This is a genomic window from Posidoniimonas corsicana (genome assembly GCF_007859765.1).
Taxonomy (GTDB): Bacteria; Planctomycetota; Planctomycetia; order Pirellulales; family Lacipirellulaceae; genus Posidoniimonas; species Posidoniimonas corsicana.
In genome coordinates this window covers 394,589-410,935 of the sequence record NZ_SIHJ01000001.1, presented here as the reverse complement: position 1 = coordinate 410,935, position 16,347 = coordinate 394,589, and the positions used below count along the sequence as shown (strand labels likewise).

Genomic DNA, 16,347 nt, shown 5'->3' with positions numbered 1-16,347 from the left:
GACAAACCACCGCCGGTCCGCCGGCTCCGCTACACCATCCCCAGCGGCCAGTCGGTCAGCAGCTGAACGCCGGTCTCGGTGACCAGGTAGTTCTGCTCCAGACGCATCCCGGCCCGCAGCTCTTCGTGATACAGCCCAGGCTCGGCGGTGAAGAAGTCGCCCGGCTTGAAGGTGTCGTCCCAGTTGGGGTTCAGGTGGGGACCCTCGTGCGGCGCCAGGCCAACGCCGTGGCCTAGGTGGTGGTTGAAGAGCCACGGCGCCGCGTCCGCGAGGAGGTGGTTCACCTGCTCGAACAACGCCTTGCAGCTTGCGCCCGGCGCGACGGTCGACTCCACCAGCGCGAACACCTCGCCGATCAGATCCCACGCCTTCTGCTGCTGCGGCGAGGGGTCGCCCCCGACTGCTAGCGTGCGGGCGTTATCCGAGTAGTAGCCTCGGAACCCGACGCCAAGGTCCAGGATGTAGAGCTCGCCCGCCTCGCACTTGCGGTCGCGCGGCGGCCCACCGCGGCTGCACGCCTGGAAGTCCTGGCCGAAGTAGGTGAGCGGCTCGCCCAGCGTTTCCACCGCGACCGAGTGCAGCTCGCGGTAGACTTCCAGCTCGTTCACGCCAGGCTTCACGATCTGGCGCGCGGCGCGGTACATCGCCTCGTTCGCCTCATTCGCCCGGGCCAGCATGCGGAGCTCGTCGGGGTCCTTCTGGCGGCGGAGCGCAAAGACCACGCTGTCAAAGTCCAGCCAGTCGTCGGACCACGACCGGGTCAGGTGGTGGCTTGCAGCGGAAAACTCACAGGCGACCCTGCCCGTCGGCGGCGCCAGGTGGTCGAACAACGTGGCCACGCTCGCGACAATCTGGTCGGGAGCGTCCCGCATGGTTGATAGCAGCTTCTCCTCATAGCCATGCACCTCATCCGCCGCGGCGGAGATTTTTACCTTCCGGCTCGGCAGCACCAGCACCGTGCGGCCCTGGGCGTCGATCGCGGCTAGCACCGGGAACAATGGGCCCACGTAGCCCCCGGTAAGCCACTGGACTGACTTGGACCGCGATAGCACCACGAGGCCAACCCCCAGGCGATTCATCTCGGCAAGGAGGCGTTGCTGCCGGCCGCGGCAGGCGTTGAGGTCGACGTCCCAGGGGTTAGACACGGTTCTGCGGTTCCGTAACGGGGCTGTAGCGAAGCATGAAGAACGGCCTCTAGGGATACCTGATCAGGCGATTCGCGACTACCGCCGCGACCGCATTCCAGTAGCCAAGATCGCCCTCTTTGCGTCCCAATCCAGGATCCATGATCTCTTATTGAGACGGGCACCCACTCCGTACGACGACCAGGCGTTCTTGCTAAGCGGGATAAAGGACGCAATCCCGCCATTTCCGCAAGCTAGCATCCACGGCCACCGGGATTGCATCGATTGGCGCCGGACTTGCAGAAGGGGATTCGGTCGCGTCACGCGGCAAGCACGGCAGCGAGGTAGGAGCCTCGCTCGGAACGCAAGGATTAACAAGGAGACGATGGCTGATGTTAGTTCTCAGTAGAAAAGCGAACGAGTCCATCCAGATCGGCGACAACGTGACGGTTGAGATCCGCCGGATCGCCGGAAACCGTGTCACCGTAGCCATCAACGCGCCGCGCGACGTCCGCATCCTGCGGGGAGAGCTGAAGCAAGCGGCCACCGAATTCGAGGTCGATCTCGTCGAGGAAGGCTCCGGAGAACCGGACGACGCCTACACCGTCGAGCACGCCCGACTGCCCCTGCCGCGGCTTCACTCGGCGTATGCCGACAACCGCGCCCAAGCGGTCGGTTAACGACCTACCCTAGCTCGACGCCGCACCACGGCGGGCGGAAAGCGACCGCATGCAATCCGCCCGCGCACGGTCGATTGCCCCACGATTCTACGTTGGGGCAATCGGCCCTGCGGCGAATGCGAGCTAGCACCCCGTGCGAGTTTTCGCACTGTCACCTCATCAGGTATTTCTAGCCGCCGGCTTCAATATTGACCCGCCGGCGTGATTGCTAGTAGAGTCCCGCGACGCCGCTCATGGAGCGGTCGCCCCAGCTTCGTAGCTAGGCCTGGTCGCGAGCCTTCTGTGTCCCACCCAATCAGAACCCAACCGCTCCATCTGCTGTGGTTGGTTTGCGCCGCGATGTTGGTCGGCTGCGCTGGGGGAACGCAGTGGGTCTCCCTGCGTGAGTCACCGCAAAACCCCCTCGCAACGCGGATGGACGCGTTGTCGCCGATGGGCGCTCGGCCCTCGGCACGCACGGAGCAGCTGCTCCGCCAGCTCGACCTGCTCGGCGAGCTCTCCGGTGACCGCCCGGCGTTGATTGCGGCCATCGACAAGCTGTCGACGCCCATGACTCGCCAAGCCCACCGCTACGCAATGGCGGAGCTCGCCTACCTCGGCGCCAGCGAGCAGCGTGATCCGGCCCGCGCGACCGAGCTGTACGGCACCTCGCTCCGCAACGCGTACGCCTATCTCTTCGACGACGCGGCTGCCGTCAGCGAGTTCGATCCGCACTTCCGCGGGGCGTGCGACCTGTACAACCAGTCGCTGGAGGGGCTGCTGAGGCTGGTCAGCAAAGAGGGCCAGCTCCGCCCCGGCGAACGACGCACGCTGAAAACGGCCCACCACGTCTGCTCGTTCAATGTCGTGCTGCGCAGCTCCGGCTGGCACGACGAGGACCTCGACCGGTTCGAGTTTGTCAGCGACTACCAAGTCAACGGCCTCCGCAACCACTTCCACTCCTACGGGCTGGGCGTCCCGCTGATTGCGCTGCGGCGGCGGCACGACACCGAGGACCCGGCCGAGGCGTACATGCCCGAGCGGCTGTCGTTCCCGCTCACCGCGTTCCTCCGCGTGAACACCGAGTCGGCGCCCGAGGACCGCGTCCGCAACGTGAGCCACAACGAGCACGACCTGGTCAACCCGGCCGAACCGGCGCCGGCGTTTGTGCTCGAGCTGCACGACCCGCTCGACCGGCAGACCATCTCCATCCGCGACCGCGTGGTGCCACTTGAGTCTGACCTCAGCACGCCGCTGGCGTACTACCTCAACCAGCCGGCGCTCCGCAAGGACGAGATCTCCACGCTAGGGCTGCTGCGTCCCGACAGCGTGAAGAAGCTGCAGGGGCTCTACATGCTAGAGCCCTACGACCCCCACAAGATGCCGGTGCTGATGGTGCACGGCCTGTGGTCGAGCCCGGTCACGTGGATGGAGATGTTCAACGACCTCCGCAGCGACCCCAACGTTCGCGACCACTACCAGTTCTGGTTCTACCTGTACCCGTCCGGTCAGCCCTTCCAGGCCAGCGCCGCGCAGCTCCGCCAGGACCTCGATCGGCTGCGGGCCGACCTGGACCCGCAACGACGAGCGCCGGCGCTCGATCAAATGGTGCTGGTCGGGCACAGCATGGGGGGCCTGGTGTCGCGGATGCAGAGCGTCGACAGCAAGCGGCTGTTCTGGGAGGCCAACACCGAGCGGCCGTTCGAGTCGCTCATCGCCGATCAAGAGACCAAAGGGACGCTCGCGTCGACGTACTTCTTCCGGCCTAACCCGTCGGTGCGGCGGGTGGTCACGATCGGTTCCCCCCACCGGGGCAGCAAGTTCGCCAACGGCCTGACCACCTGGTTAGGACGCAAGCTGATTGCCGCCCCAATGCGGGCCATGCAGGGTCGGCAGCAGTTGTTCGCGCAGAACCCTGGCTACTTCCGTCTGCACTCGCCGGTCAGTCTGCGGACCAGCATCGATTCGCTGGCGCCCGACTCCACGCTGCTGCCGCCGTTGCTCGACGCGCCCCCAGGACCATGGGTCAGCTACCACAACATCATGGGCGACGCTCCCGAGTCCGGCTGGCGGACGCTGATTGGCAGCGAGGGCGACGGCGTCGTGGCGCTGGACAGCGCCCGCCTAGACGGCTCGCCCCAGCTCGATTCGCAGCTAGTGGTGCCGTCCGATCACCTCACGCTGCACCGGCACCCGCAGAGCATCCTGGAGGTCCGCCGGATCCTGCTCGAGCAGGTCAGCGAGTTGCAGTCGCCGGGCTATGGCTACCCGCGCGTGCAGCTTGCAACCCAGCATTTCGACGGCGATGCCCCGCGGACCGCAGTCGCGCCGGCAGATCGTCACGCCCACTAGCCGACGGGCGCGCTGGAACTGCTAGGCGGATCCCGCCCGCCTTAGCCCGGTGCACCTGGGCAGTCTCAGCAGCGACTACGAGTCCTTGATGGCGCGGCGCACCCTTTCGAACCCGCTTTTCATCTCGCCGGCGGCCAGCATCAACGCCGCAAAGACATTGCCGGCGGCCTCCTCCGTAGCGTCGCGGACCGGCTCGAACTGCTCGCCCAATTGGCCGACTTTGCCCGACAACCGCTCGTACTCGTCGCGGGCCTCCATCCCGGCGAGGTGGATGCGGAGCCTCAGCTCGTCGCGTTCCTGCTGCAGGCTGGCTACCAACTCGCCCAATTGATCGCGTGTGGGCATGTCTACGGCTCCGGATGGGTGATGAGCTGCCGCGCCGAGCAGATTGTATCACAGCGTCGCCGGCCGTCCGCTGGCGGCGATTAGCAGTCACGTGGGGCAAAATGCTCTGGAACGCGTGGCTTTGTCCCGTCTCACCCAGGCTGCGTGGATATTTCAGGCCATTTGCTAGATCTTAACAGGCCCTTCATATAAACTTAATTTATGTATCCCGCACGCGGCGCGCCGCCGCACCGCGTAGTGCAGCCCGCTACCCCCTCCTCCCACCTACTCGCCTACGCCCGTTCGGGCGACGGCGCCCCGGAACAGATTGGCATTCATGACGCAGCACACCCAGTGTCGCCGGCGGACCCTCCAGTTTCAGCGGCTCGAGGAGCGCCAGGTGCTCGACGCGTCGGCGCTCCGCATCACCGAGATCATGGCGTCCAACGAGGACACCCTCAACGACTTCGAAGGGGACGCCGCCGATTGGATTGAGATCTACAACCCGACCACTTCGGCCGTTGATCTCGGTGGGCTGTTCCTTACCGACGACGCAGAAGAACTGAACAAGTGGGAGTTCCCCCAAGGCGCGTCAATCGATCCGGGCCAGTTCCTGGTGGTGTTCGCGTCGGACAAGGACCTCCAGGCGCCCAACGGCGAGCTGCATACCAACTTCAAGATGGGCGCCGACGGCGAGTACCTCGGACTGGTTGCGGCCGATGGCGTCACCGTGATCGACGGGTTTGCGCCGGGGTTCCCCCAGCAGTTCGAGGACGTGTCGTACGGCCTCACCATGACCAGCGTCCCCGAGACGATCGTTGCCGAGGGCGCCCAGGCGCGCGCGTGGGTCCCGACCAGCGGCGTCCACGACGCGTCGTGGATGCAGCCGGGGTTCAACGACAACGTGTTCAACATCCAGGGGCCTTCGGGCTTCGGCTACGAGAACTCCCCGGGCGGCAACCCCAACTTTGTCGGCGAGTTCAACACCGGCGTCCCATCGGGGACCTCGTCGTTGTATGTGCGGGTGGCGTTTGATCTGGACTCGGTCGCGGGGATCGGGCAGCTAACGCTCCGCATGAAGTACGACGACGGGTTTGTCGCGTACCTCAACGGCGTGGAGATCGCTTCGGCCAACGCGCCGGCGTCGCTCAGCTACCAATCCACAGCCACGTCGATCCACGACGACTTCGACGCGATCGAGTTCGTCGAGTTCGACGTGTCCGCCAGCCTGTCAACGCTGGTCGACGGCGAGAACGTGCTGGCGGTCCACGCGCTCAACTTCTCAGCCGGCAGTTCCGACTTCCTCGTCGTGCCGGAATTGGTCGCGAGCCAGTCGTCGATCACGCAGCCCGATCAGCTGGGCTACTTCGAAGCCGCCACGCCAGGCTACGGCAACGGGCAGAGCTTCGCTGGATTCGCCGCCGAGCCGACCTTCAGCGTTCCGCACGGGTTCTACAATTCGGCGCAGCAGGTCGCGGTCAGCACCGAAACCGCAGACGCGATGATCGTCTACACGACCGACGGCTCGACGCCCGCGGTCGACCAGAACCTGAACCCAATCAACGGCCAGGCGTACTCCGGCCCGATCACAGTCAACGGCACAACGACCCTCCGGGCGATCGCCTTCAAGCAGGACTTCCAGCCGTCGTTTGTGCAGGCGGCGAGCTACCTGTTCCTGGACGACATTGTGGATCAGTCGCCCTTCGGCCAGGCGCCGACGGGCTGGCCGAGCAACAACGTCAACGGCCAGTTCCTGGACTACGGGATCGACCCGGAGATCGTCTCGCTGTACGGCGAGCAGGCGGTGAAGGACTCGTTGTCGTCGCTGCCGACCATCAACCTGACCACCGATGTGGCCAACCTGTTCGACTCGTCGACGGGCATCTACGTGAACGCCCAGAACCGCGGCCGGGAGTGGGAGCGTGAGGCGTCGGTCGAGCTGATCTACCCAGACCAGACCGAGGGCTTCTCGACCAACGCCGGGCTGAGGATCCGCGGCGGCGCATCGCGGAACGACGGCAACCCCAAGCACGCGTTCCGCCTGTACTTCCGCAGCGACTATGGCGACGGCCTGCTCAACTACCCGCTGCACGGCGAGGACGGCGCCGACGAGTTCGACGTGCTCGACCTCCGCTCGTCGCAGAACTACTCGTGGGCCAACTGGGGCAACTCAGTCAACGGCCAGCAGAACTCGTTCCTGCGTGAGGTCTTCGCCCGCGACACCCAGGCCGACATGGACCAGCCCCACACCCGCAGCACCTACGTGCACCTGTACCTGAACGGGCAGTACTGGGGCGTGTTCATGACGCAGGAGCGGATCCAGGAGCAGTTCGGCGAGGCCTACTTCGGCGGCGACCCAGAGGACTATGACGTCGTGAAGTCGGACCCGTTCGAGTCGGGCGGCACCGAGATCGCCGACGGCACCGACGTCGCGTGGCGGCAGCTCTTCGAGCTCGCGCAGGGGCTAGCCGACAACCCCGCCGGGGCCGCCAACAACTACTGGACCATGCAAGGCCTCAACCCGGACGGCACACGCAACGAGAGCCTGCCCGTCCTGCTGGATGTCGAGAACCTGGTCGACTACATGATGATCATCTTCTACACCGGCGGGCACGACACCGGCATCTCGGCGTTCTTCGGCAACCAGCGCGCCAACAACTGGTTCGGCATCTACGACCGCGCGGCCGCCGACCAGGGCTTCCAGTTCTTCCTGCACGACAACGAGCACTCGATGGGCGCCGGCGAGATCAACGGCACCCTGCACGGCACGGTGGACATCGACCGCACCGGCCCCTTCAGCGGCGACCTGTACGACGACTTCGAGTACTTCAACCCCGCGTTCCTGCACCAGGACCTGCTGTCGCACCCGGAGTACGTGCAGCGCTTTATCGATGAAGCGCAGGAGTTGATGTTCAACGGCGGCGCGTTGACGGTGGACGCCAGCGTCGCGCGGCTGGACGAGCGGATCGCCCAGGTCGGACCCGCCATTATCGCCAACGCCGCCCGCTGGGGAGACGCCAAGCGATCCACGCCCTACAACAAGTCCGACTGGGACGCGGAAGCCGCCTGGCTCCGCGACACCTACCTCCAGGTTCGCGGCGACCTGGTCATCGAACAGCTGCGTGACGCCGGGCTGCTCAACGAACTGGGCGCGCCGGTCTTCAGCCAGCACGGTGGTGAGGTCACCCCAGGGTTCCCACTGGAGCTCTCTGCTAGCGGCGGGACGATTTACTACTCGCTCGACGGTGAGACCGACCCGCGGCAGGTAGGCGGCGGCGTGAACCCGTCGTCCGAGGTGCTTGCCTACGGCGCGCCAATCGTGCTGACCGAGGATACCACCGTGTGGGCGCGGTTGCGTGAGCCGTCCGGCCAATGGTCGGGACTCGTTAAGGCGACGTTTTCCGTGCCCAGCCTGGCCGGCGACTACGACGGCAACGGAACGGTCGACTCCAACGACTACGCCGTCTGGCGATCGACCTACGGCTCGACGAGCGACCTCCGCGCCGATGGCAACGAGGACAGCGTCGTCGATGCGGCGGACTACACCGTGTGGCGGGACGCCGTGGCGCAGCAGCCGACGGTGGCAGCCCCAGCCTCCGCAACCCCCACAACGGTGACGGGCGACTCGACTATGCTTTCGGTCCTCGGTAGTCTGAGCGCGGGCGAGGGGCAGCTGGTCTACACCTGGTCGGCCACCGGCCCCGCCGCAGTGCAATTCGCCGCGAACGTGACGAACGGCGCCAAAAACACTATCGCCTCCTTCAGCCAAGCGGGCGACTACACCTTCACGGCCACGATCGAGAACCCCACGGCCGAGTCGATCGCCATCAGCTCGGTTGTGGTCACGGTTGAGCAGGCGGTTGCCGGCGTCGTGGTGACGCCGACCGCAGTCTCTGTGGCGGCAGACGCCGAGCTGCAGCTGACCGCCGTCGAGATCGACCAGTTCGGGGCGCCTATTGGCGCTCCGAACGGAGCTGTCTGGTCGATCAGCAGCGGCGGCGGCACTGTCGACCCCGCTGGGTTGTTTACCGCACCCACGTCGGGCGGCCCGGTCACCGTGCTGGTCGAGACCGATTCCGGCGACGCCACCGCCGTGCTGAACGTGGTAGAGCCAGTCGCCCTGTTCGCCGCCAACCAGTCGTTCGGGTCTACTCTGGTCGACTCCACGGGCGGCGCCGCAGGCTCGGTCACCGGTTCGTTCTCATGGGCACAGGGCGTCGACGGCAACGCCCTGCAGCTCAGCGGCGGCCACGCCGAGCTCCGCAACGGCATCGTCAGCGGGCTGGATGACTTCACCATCGCCACCTGGATCAACCTCGACTCCATTGCAACCTGGTCGCGCGTCTTCGACTTCGGCAGCGGCACCAGCACCAACATGTTTCTAACGCCGCAGGCCGGCGGGGGCGCCCTGCGGTTTGCGATCACCACCGGCAGCGGTGGCGGCGAGCAGCAGATCAATGGCCCGGCCATCTCTGCAGGCCAGTGGCATCATGTGGCGGTGACCCTATCGGGCGCCACCGGCACGCTCTACTTGGACGGGGTCGCGGTCGGCGCCAACAACAACATGACCCTCAGCCCGGGCGACCTAGGGTTCACCACGCAGAACTACCTGGGCGACTCGCAGTACCCGGCCGACCCGCCCCTGCAGGGCCGGATCGACGACTTCCGCATCTACGGCGACGCGCTCTCTGCTGAGCAGATCCTGCAGATGGCCGGCGCGGCGTCGGCCCCGCTAGCCGCCGAACCGGTCCTCGCCGCCATGCCGATTGGGGATCCGCTGGGCGAAGGCGAACAGGTCTGGCTTGCCGCCGCGTCCGTGATGAGCAGCGAGAACGCTCCCGCGCTATCAGCGGCAGCCTCGTCGGATGAGATCGAGGGAGCTGACGTCTGGCGGGCCAGGCAGACCACGTTCGCACTGCTCGCAGACGCCCCGCGTGAACCGGAACTGGACGATCTGGATACGGCGCCAAAAGCAGCGCCGGCAGAGAGCAGCACCGACACGGCGCTTGCGGAGCTTACCGAGGACTGGGGCGACGAGCTGCAGGACGCCGACTCGGCGTTGAGCTGATCCGGCTTGCTGTTTGCTGGTGATCTCGCCGCAGGAGAGTGAATCGCTCCGTTCTGTCTAGGGCGGGGCAACACCGCCGCTGCGCACCGCGTTTTCTCTCGCCCACTGGCGATTCTCCGCTATACTGGGCAACGCTCGGCCCGGGTCCGCCCCGCCTGTCGCCATCTCGCCAGGGCAATCGGCAGTCCGGACGCCGACGCAGGTGCGCCTGCAACTCACCTCGACCCAATCCAAGCCGCCCAGCACGAACGGGGCCCCTGATGAACCGCAGCCTAGTGTCCCAGCTCGTTGTGTTTGTGCTGCTGCTGGTCGCGCTGAACTTCTTCTTTCACCTGCACATCTCGATCATCGGCAGCCTGGTGCTAACGCTTGTTCTGTCGCTGGCGATGCGGCTCATGCAGCCGAAGTAGACTCCCCGCGTGCGCGGCCCGTGGCGGGCCGCGTTGCACCGACCACGCCGACGGCCAGCACAATGTTCCCGGTCTTCCGCCCCGAATCCCCCCAGGCGCAGGCGATCTTTGACCTGTTCTGGCTGGTGATGCTGATCAGCGCGGGGATCTTCACGGTGGTGGCGGTGCTGATCATCGTCGCGTTGTGGCGGGGGCGGTCGCGTGTCGAGCTTCCCACCCAGGAGTTCGGCAGCGCCCGGTCCGAGATGTACTGGATGGTGGGCCCTGCGATCGTGGTCGTCTGGATCGCCGCCATCAGCGCCAACCTGATCCTCACGGTCAACGCCGTGCCCGCGATCCACTCACCGCACGACGCGTCGGCGGAGCCGGAGATCACCGTCATCGGTCACCAGTGGTGGTGGGAGGTCCGGCACCACGCGTCCGGCATCGTCAGCGCGAACGAGATCTACATCCCGGTCGGCAAAAGAATCCGCGTGCGGCTTCAGTCGGCCGACGTGATCCACAGCTTCTGGGTTCCCCAGCTGGCCCGCAAGATGGACGCCATCCCGGGGCGGGACAATTTCATCTGGCTCGAGGCAAACAACCCCGGCGGCTACCAGGGGCTCTGCTCCGAGTTCTGCGGCACACAGCACGCGTGGATGAACTTCAAGGTGTACGCCCTGCCGCCCGGCGAGTACGCCGCTTGGGAATCCGCCCGGCTCGCCGCGCCCGCCGACCCTGCCGGCGCCGACGCCACGGCAGGCCAGCGGCTGTTCGGGTCGCTCTCGTGCGTCAACTGCCACGCGATCAACGGGACCGGCGCTGTAGCCACCATCGGGCCCGACCTGTCCCACATCGCATCCCGCAAGGAGCTGGCCGGCGGCGCCCTGGAGAACTCCCCGGAGAACCTCGCCCGCTGGCTAGCGGACCCGCAGGCGATCAAGCCGGGGTGCAAGATGCCCAACTTCCGGCTCACCGAACCGCACGTTCGGCAGCTGGTCGCGTACCTGGAGACCCTCGAGTGAGCACGGCCGTCGCCGAACAACACGACGTCATCGACGGCGGGGCGTCCGCGGGCCTGCTCTCGTGGGTGTCCACGGTCGACCACAAGCGGATCGGCGTGCTCTACATCCTGCTCGCGGTCTTCTTCCTGGTGGTCGGCGGCATCGAGGCGATCCTGATCCGCATCCAGCTGGCGACGCCAAACAACATGTTCTTGTCGCCCCAGACGTTCAACCAGATGTTCACCATGCACGGCACAACGATGGTGTTCCTGGTGGGCATGCCAGTCTTCACAGGGTTCTCCAACTACCTGACGCCGCTGATGATCGGCGCGCGGGACGTGGCGTTCCCGCGGCTCAACGCGATGAGCTTCTGGATGCTGCCGTTCGGCGGGTTCCTGCTGTACTTCAGCTTCCTCACCGGCTCGGCGCCCGACGCGGGCTGGTTCTCCTACGCGCCGCTGTCGACCAAGCCCTACAGCCTGGGCCCGGGCGTCGACTACTGGATTGTCGGCCTGGTGGTGATGGGAATCGGGTCGGTGGCCGGCGCCATCAATATCATCGCCACCGTGCTCTGCCTGCGCGCGCCGGGGATGAGCCTGCAGCGCGTGCCGCTGTTTGTCTGGATCATGCTGATGCAGGCGATGCTGATCGTGGTGACCATCCCGCCGCTGAACTCGGCGCTCGCGCTGTTGTGCGTCGACCGCTGGCTGGGCGCCGCGTTCTTCGAGCCGGCGCGGGGCGGCTCGGCGCTGCTGTGGCAGCACTTCTTCTGGATCTTCGGTCACCCAGAGGTCTACGTATTCGCTTTGCCGGCGTTCGCCATGATCTCCGAGGTGATCCCGGTCTTCTCCCGCAAGCCGATCTATGGCTATGCATTTGTGGCCGGGTCGTCGACGGTGATCCTGCTGCTGAGTTACGGGGTGTGGGCCCACCACATGTTCGCCGTCGGGCTGGGGTCGAGCGCGAACATCTTCTTCTCGGCGATGACCATGCTGATTGCGCTGCCCACCGGCGTGAAGATCTTCAACTGGACCGCGACCATGTGGGGCGGCGCGATCCGCCTGACCACGGCGATGCTGTTCGCGATCGCGTTCCTCATCCAGTTCGTTATCGGCGGCCTGACCGGCGTGATGTTCGCCGCGGTCCCGATCGACTGGCAGATGACCGACACCTACTTCGTGGTCGCCCACTTTCACTACGTGCTGATCGGCGGCATCGTGTTCGCCATCTTCGCCGCGACCTACTACTGGTTCCCCAAGATCACCGGCCGGATGCTCGACGAGCGGCTCGGGCGGTGGCAATTCTGGCTGTGGCTGGTCGGGTTCAACGGCACGTTCATGGTGCAGCACTTCCTCGGCGCCATGGGCATGCCGCGGCGGGTCTACACCTACGCGGACCACCCCGGCTGGGCGCTGCTCAACGGGATCTCTTCCGCGTCGGTCGTGTTCATGGCGGCCGGCACCCTGGTGCTGGTGTGGAACGTGGTAAGGAGCCTCCGCCTCGGCCCGCCCGCGGGCGACAACCCCTGGGACGCCTTCACGCTGGAGTGGTCGACCGCTTCCCCGCCGCCAGAAGAAAACTTCGTTGGGCCGCTGCCGGAGATCCAGAGTCGGCGGCCGGTGTGGGATCAGCAGCACCCGGAACACGCCGACTGGAAGTCCGACCCAACTCCCCCCGACCGCGGCGCCCGCCCCAACCGGGCCGCGGTGTGCGTCTGGGCGTTTGTCGCCTCCGAGGCGGTGTTCTTCGTGATGCTGCTGGTGGCGTACGTCGTGTTCAACTCCGGCGAGCAACAGGACGGCCCCACCGCCCAGTCGGTCCTGAACGTTCCCCGCACGGCCACGTTTAGTGTCTTCCTGCTCGCCAGCAGCGTGACCTTCTGGCTTTCTGAACGCGCCCTGCGAGCAGGCCGCCAGGCGGAGTTCACCAAGTGGCTCACGGCGACCATCGCGCTGGGCATTGTCTTCCTGTGCGGTCAGGCGTGGGAGTACGCCGGGCTGCTGTCCGGCGGGGTCAACGTGGCGAGCAACCTGTTCGCCTCGACGTTCTTCACGGTCACCGGGTTTCATGCGCTGCATGTGGCGGCCGGCCTGGTTGCTCTGGGGATCATGTGCGCGCTGGACCGGGGCGGCCATGTCCGCCAGCCGCAGTCCGGTCCGTACTCCGCCATCGGGGTCTACTGGCATTTTGTCGACGTGGTTTGGGTGTTGGTGTTCGCGATCATCTACCTGGGGGCGTTCCGGCTATGACCGACGGCAAACTGTGGTGCTGGACATCGCCCGTGTGGGCAGCGGCGGCCGTGCTGCTGCTGGCCTACCTCGCAGCGTCGGTCGGTCGCAGCCGCGGACAACTTGCGATTTTGCTTGTCGGCCTGGGGCTCCTGGTCCTGGCGTTTGTCTCGCCCGTCGGCGTGCTGGCCGAAGGCTACCTGTTCAGCGCCCACATGGTGCAGCACTTGGTGCTGCTGCTGGTCGTGCCGGCGTGCCTGCTGCTCGCCCTGCCGAGCCAAGCCGCCGAACGCTCCTTCAACCGTCCGCTGCCTGACCGCGTCGGGCGGCTGCTCGCCACAGCGCCCTTCGGCTGGGTCTGCGGCGTGGGCGCCATGTGGTTCTGGCACGTGCCGCAGCTCTGCAGCACCGCCGCGCTGAACCCGGCGGTCGGCGTCCTGCGAGACTGCTCGCTCGTCGCGTCCGGCATCGCATTCTGGTGGCCGATCTACGCGCCGTGCGAGCGCTACCGCATGCCGCCGCTGAGCGGCATCGGCTACCTGTTCTCCGCGTGCCTCGGCTGCACGCTGCTGGGCGTCTACATCACGTTCGCGCCGCTGTCGGTCTGCCCGGCGTTCGCCAACCCGGCCGATCGCATCGGCATCATGAACTCGCTCTACAACGCCGGGCTGACGCCGGGCATCGATCAGCACATCGGCGGGCTGCTGATGTGGGCGCCCCCGTGTGTGCTGTACATTGGCGCCATCATCGGCCTGCTGGGCCGCTGGTACGCGGCCCACGAACCGCAGCCGAATCAACTGGCCCCGGCCGCTAACAATGGAGTCTAAGTCGTGCCAGCGCCTGACCCACCTACCAAGCCGGAAGCCGCCCCGCCGCCCTGCCCCACCTACGCGCCGATCGCGATGGCGATGGGCGTGGCGATGACCTTCTGGGGGCTGATGGCGCTGACGTTCAACATCAACGCCATGTGGTTCATGTCGGTCGCCGGTGTTGGCCTGGTTGCGTGGTCTCTGAAGAGCTGGATTCACGAGATCGTCCTCGTCTGGGAGGCCAACCGTTGAACGACCCCAACGCCCCGTCCAAGTGCTGCTGCGAGCAAGAAGACCGGCGGTCGTTCCAGGCCAAGCTGTCGATTGGCCTGTCCGCGGCGATCGGCGCCATGATCGCAACGCCCGGACTCGGCTTCGTGCTGGCGCCGCTCTTCCGCCGGGCACCGCACCGGTGGCGTGCGGTGGGCGCCGTCGACAAGTTCCAGCAGGGCGGCACCGTGCTGGTGGAGTTCGAGGACCCCTCGCCCCGCCTGTGGGCCGGCGTCACCGCCAAGACGGCCGCCTGGCTGCGTCGCGAGGACGACCAGCGTTTCACCGCGTTCGCCATCAACTGCCGCCACCTCGGCTGCCCGGTCCGCTGGGTCGAGAAGGCGAGCCTGTTCATGTGCCCCTGCCACGGCGGCGTCTACTACAGCGACGGCACGGTAGCCGGCGGGCCGCCGCCCGAGCCGCTCTACCGCTACCGCACCCGCGTCCGCGACGGGCAGGTCGAGATCCACACGGCGGCCGTCCCACTGACGACGACCATCACGCTCGAGGACGTCTAGCACCCGCATGATTCCGCTCCTCAAAAAATCGTGGGACTGGATCGACAGCCGCCTCGGATTCACCGATTGCATCCTGCCGATCATCGGCCACACCGTGCCGCGTGACGCCCGCTGGTGGTATGTGTTCGGCAGCGCCACGCTCACCGCGTTCATCGTGCAGGTCTGCTCCGGGGTGTGCCTGGCGATGGCCTACGTGCCCGGCGGCGACCTGGCCTACGCCAGCCTGCGGTACATCACCGAGGAAGCCCCGTTCGGATCGGTGCTCCGCGGCATGCACGCGTACGGCGCCTCGGCGATGATCATGCTTGTGGCGATCCACCTCGCGCAGGTCTACCTGCACGCGGCATACAAGTACCCCCGCGAGCTCAACTGGATGACCGGCGTGGTGCTGCTGTTCGCGGTGCTCGGCATGGCGTTCACCGGCCAGCTGCTCCGCTGGGACGCCAACGGCGTCTGGTCCGTGTTCGTCGCGACCGAGATGGCCTCCCGCGCGCCGATCGTCGGGCCGGCCATCTCCCACTTCCTGCTAGGCGGCGAGACCGTGGGCGGCTCGACGCTGACCCGCTTCTTCGTCTACCACGTGTTCGTGCTGCCGGGCGTGGTGATCGCCGGCGTCGGCCTGCACCTGTTCCTGCTGTTCCGGCACGGCGTGTCCGAGATGCCCGACGTCAACCAGCCGGTCGACCCCACCACCTACAAGCCGGCCTACGAGGCCCGCCTGCGCGAGACCGGCGTGTCGTTCTGGCCCACCGCGATGTGGCGCGACGTGGTGTTCTCGGCGTTCGTCGGGGCGGTGATCGTCGGCTGCGCGCTCGTGTTCGGCCCGCCCGCGCTCGACGCGGCGCCCAGCCCCGCCAACGTGCACTCCAACCCGATGCCCGACTGGTACTTCTGGTGGTACTTCGCGGTGCTGTCGCTGCTGCCCCCCGCGCTGGAGGTCTGGTTCATCCTCGGCGTGCCGGTACTCGGGTTCCTGGCGTTGTTCTGCCTGCCGCTGCTCTCCAACAAAGGCCACCGGGCGCCGAGCAAGCGCCCCTGGGCCGTCGGCATCGTGATCGCCGCGTCGGCCGGCTTCGTGGTGCTCACCGCCTACGGCTACCGTAAGCCCTGGTCACCCGACTTCGACGTGCCAGAACTGGCGCCCAGCGTCATCGGCGCGACCGAGGGGCCGGTGTTCAACGGCGCCCAGCTGGTCCATTCCAAGAGCTGCCTGTACTGCCACGCGATCTCCGGATCGGGTGGCCACCGCGGCCCCGACCTGTCGACCATCGGGCAGCAGCTCACCCGCGACGACCTGATCGTCCGCATCAACAACGGCGGCTACAACATGCCCGCCTTCGCCAGCAGCATCACCTCCGCAGAGCTCACCCAGATCGTCGACTTCCTGATGACCAGGACCGGCGATCAGCCCCCCGTGCCGTCTCCCGCCCCCTAGCCCTCATCCGCCCGCCCGCGCATCAAACCCGGGCGCTGCGCCCGCATTGGTTTCGGCCAATGAGGTTTTGTCCGAAAACACGCGCGAAGCGGACAAAACTCGGACCGCACTTCTCCTGGCCATTCCGCTTAAGTCGTTTTGCAATAGCGACTTACAGCGGACCCCAG

At 66.7% G+C, this 16,347-nt stretch carries 12 protein-coding genes; 10 read left to right on the top strand and 2 right to left on the bottom strand.

What is annotated here, in order from left to right:
• Positions 1-29: 29 nt before the first annotated feature.
• The gene (locus KOR34_RS01480; protein ID WP_228714464.1) at positions 30-1,145 is read right to left on the bottom strand and encodes a M24 family metallopeptidase; all 1,116 of its coding nucleotides are present in this window, start codon (positions 1,143-1,145) and stop codon (positions 30-32) included.
• 371 nt (positions 1,146-1,516) lie between these two features.
• Between KOR34_RS01480 and KOR34_RS01475 the strand changes: the two genes are divergently transcribed.
• A complete protein-coding gene (locus tag KOR34_RS01475; protein ID WP_146561557.1) occupies positions 1,517-1,804 on the top strand; it encodes a carbon storage regulator in 288 nt (95 codons plus the stop codon).
• Between the two features lie 414 nt (positions 1,805-2,218).
• The gene (locus tag KOR34_RS01470; protein ID WP_146561555.1) at positions 2,219-4,135 is read left to right on the top strand and encodes an esterase/lipase family protein; all 1,917 of its coding nucleotides are present in this window, start codon (positions 2,219-2,221) and stop codon (positions 4,133-4,135) included.
• Positions 4,136-4,210: 75 nt separating this feature from the next.
• Here the strand turns inward: KOR34_RS01470 and KOR34_RS01465 are convergent, their stop codons facing one another.
• On the bottom strand, positions 4,211-4,480 hold the full coding sequence (locus KOR34_RS01465) for a hypothetical protein (protein WP_146561553.1): 270 nt from the start codon (positions 4,478-4,480) through the stop codon (positions 4,211-4,213).
• A gap of 316 nt (positions 4,481-4,796) precedes the next feature.
• Between KOR34_RS01465 and KOR34_RS01460 the strand changes: the two genes are divergently transcribed.
• The 8 genes from KOR34_RS01460 to KOR34_RS01430 all read left to right on the top strand — a co-directional run bounded on the left by KOR34_RS01460 (position 4,797) and on the right by KOR34_RS01430 (position 16,180).
• A complete protein-coding gene (locus KOR34_RS01460; protein ID WP_146561551.1) occupies positions 4,797-9,527 on the top strand; it encodes a LamG-like jellyroll fold domain-containing protein in 4,731 nt (1,576 codons plus the stop codon).
• 260 nt (positions 9,528-9,787) lie between these two features.
• Positions 9,788-9,937, top strand: a complete 150-nt coding sequence (locus KOR34_RS26355) for a hypothetical protein (protein ID WP_197531044.1) — start codon at positions 9,788-9,790, stop codon at positions 9,935-9,937.
• 62 nt (positions 9,938-9,999) lie between these two features.
• The gene (coxB, locus tag KOR34_RS01455; RefSeq protein WP_146561549.1) at positions 10,000-10,941 is read left to right on the top strand and encodes a cytochrome c oxidase subunit II; all 942 of its coding nucleotides are present in this window, start codon (positions 10,000-10,002) and stop codon (positions 10,939-10,941) included.
• Positions 10,938-13,169 carry a cytochrome c oxidase subunit I gene (gene ctaD, locus KOR34_RS01450; RefSeq protein ID WP_146561547.1) on the top strand — a complete coding sequence of 744 codons (2,232 nt, stop codon included), beginning with the start codon at positions 10,938-10,940 and terminating at the stop codon, positions 13,167-13,169. Before coxB ends, ctaD begins: the two co-directional genes overlap by 4 nt.
• Positions 13,166-13,975 carry a cytochrome c oxidase assembly protein gene (locus KOR34_RS01445; protein WP_146561545.1) on the top strand — a complete coding sequence of 270 codons (810 nt, stop codon included), beginning with the start codon at positions 13,166-13,168 and terminating at the stop codon, positions 13,973-13,975. Before ctaD ends, KOR34_RS01445 begins: the two co-directional genes overlap by 4 nt.
• A 3-nt stretch (positions 13,976-13,978) precedes the next feature.
• Positions 13,979-14,209, top strand: coding sequence for a hypothetical protein (locus KOR34_RS01440; RefSeq protein WP_146561544.1), 231 nt, complete (start codon positions 13,979-13,981; stop codon positions 14,207-14,209).
• A complete protein-coding gene (locus KOR34_RS01435) occupies positions 14,206-14,745 on the top strand; it encodes a QcrA and Rieske domain-containing protein (protein WP_197531043.1) in 540 nt (179 codons plus the stop codon). Before KOR34_RS01440 ends, KOR34_RS01435 begins: the two co-directional genes overlap by 4 nt.
• Positions 14,746-14,752: 7 nt before the next feature.
• Complete coding sequence (locus KOR34_RS01430; protein ID WP_146561542.1) at positions 14,753-16,180, top strand: cytochrome b N-terminal domain-containing protein; 1,428 nt, start codon at positions 14,753-14,755, stop codon at positions 16,178-16,180.
• Positions 16,181-16,347 lie beyond the last annotated feature (167 nt).

Coding starts and splice junctions, on each gene's coding strand:
- KOR34_RS01475 (WP_146561557.1), top strand. CDS start 1,517: ATGTTAGTTCTCAGTAGAAAAGCGAACGAGTCCATCCAGATCGGCGAC.
- KOR34_RS01470 (WP_146561555.1), top strand. CDS start 2,219: ATGGACGCGTTGTCGCCGATGGGCGCTCGGCCCTCGGCACGCACGGAG.
- KOR34_RS01465 (WP_146561553.1), bottom strand. CDS start 4,480: ATGCCCACACGCGATCAATTGGGCGAGTTGGTAGCCAGCCTGCAGCAG.
- KOR34_RS01460 (WP_146561551.1), top strand. CDS start 4,797: ATGACGCAGCACACCCAGTGTCGCCGGCGGACCCTCCAGTTTCAGCGG.
- KOR34_RS26355 (WP_197531044.1), top strand. CDS start 9,788: ATGAACCGCAGCCTAGTGTCCCAGCTCGTTGTGTTTGTGCTGCTGCTG.
- coxB (WP_146561549.1), top strand. CDS start 10,000: ATGTTCCCGGTCTTCCGCCCCGAATCCCCCCAGGCGCAGGCGATCTTT.
- KOR34_RS01445 (WP_146561545.1), top strand. CDS start 13,166: ATGACCGACGGCAAACTGTGGTGCTGGACATCGCCCGTGTGGGCAGCG.
- KOR34_RS01430 (WP_146561542.1), top strand. CDS start 14,753: ATGATTCCGCTCCTCAAAAAATCGTGGGACTGGATCGACAGCCGCCTC.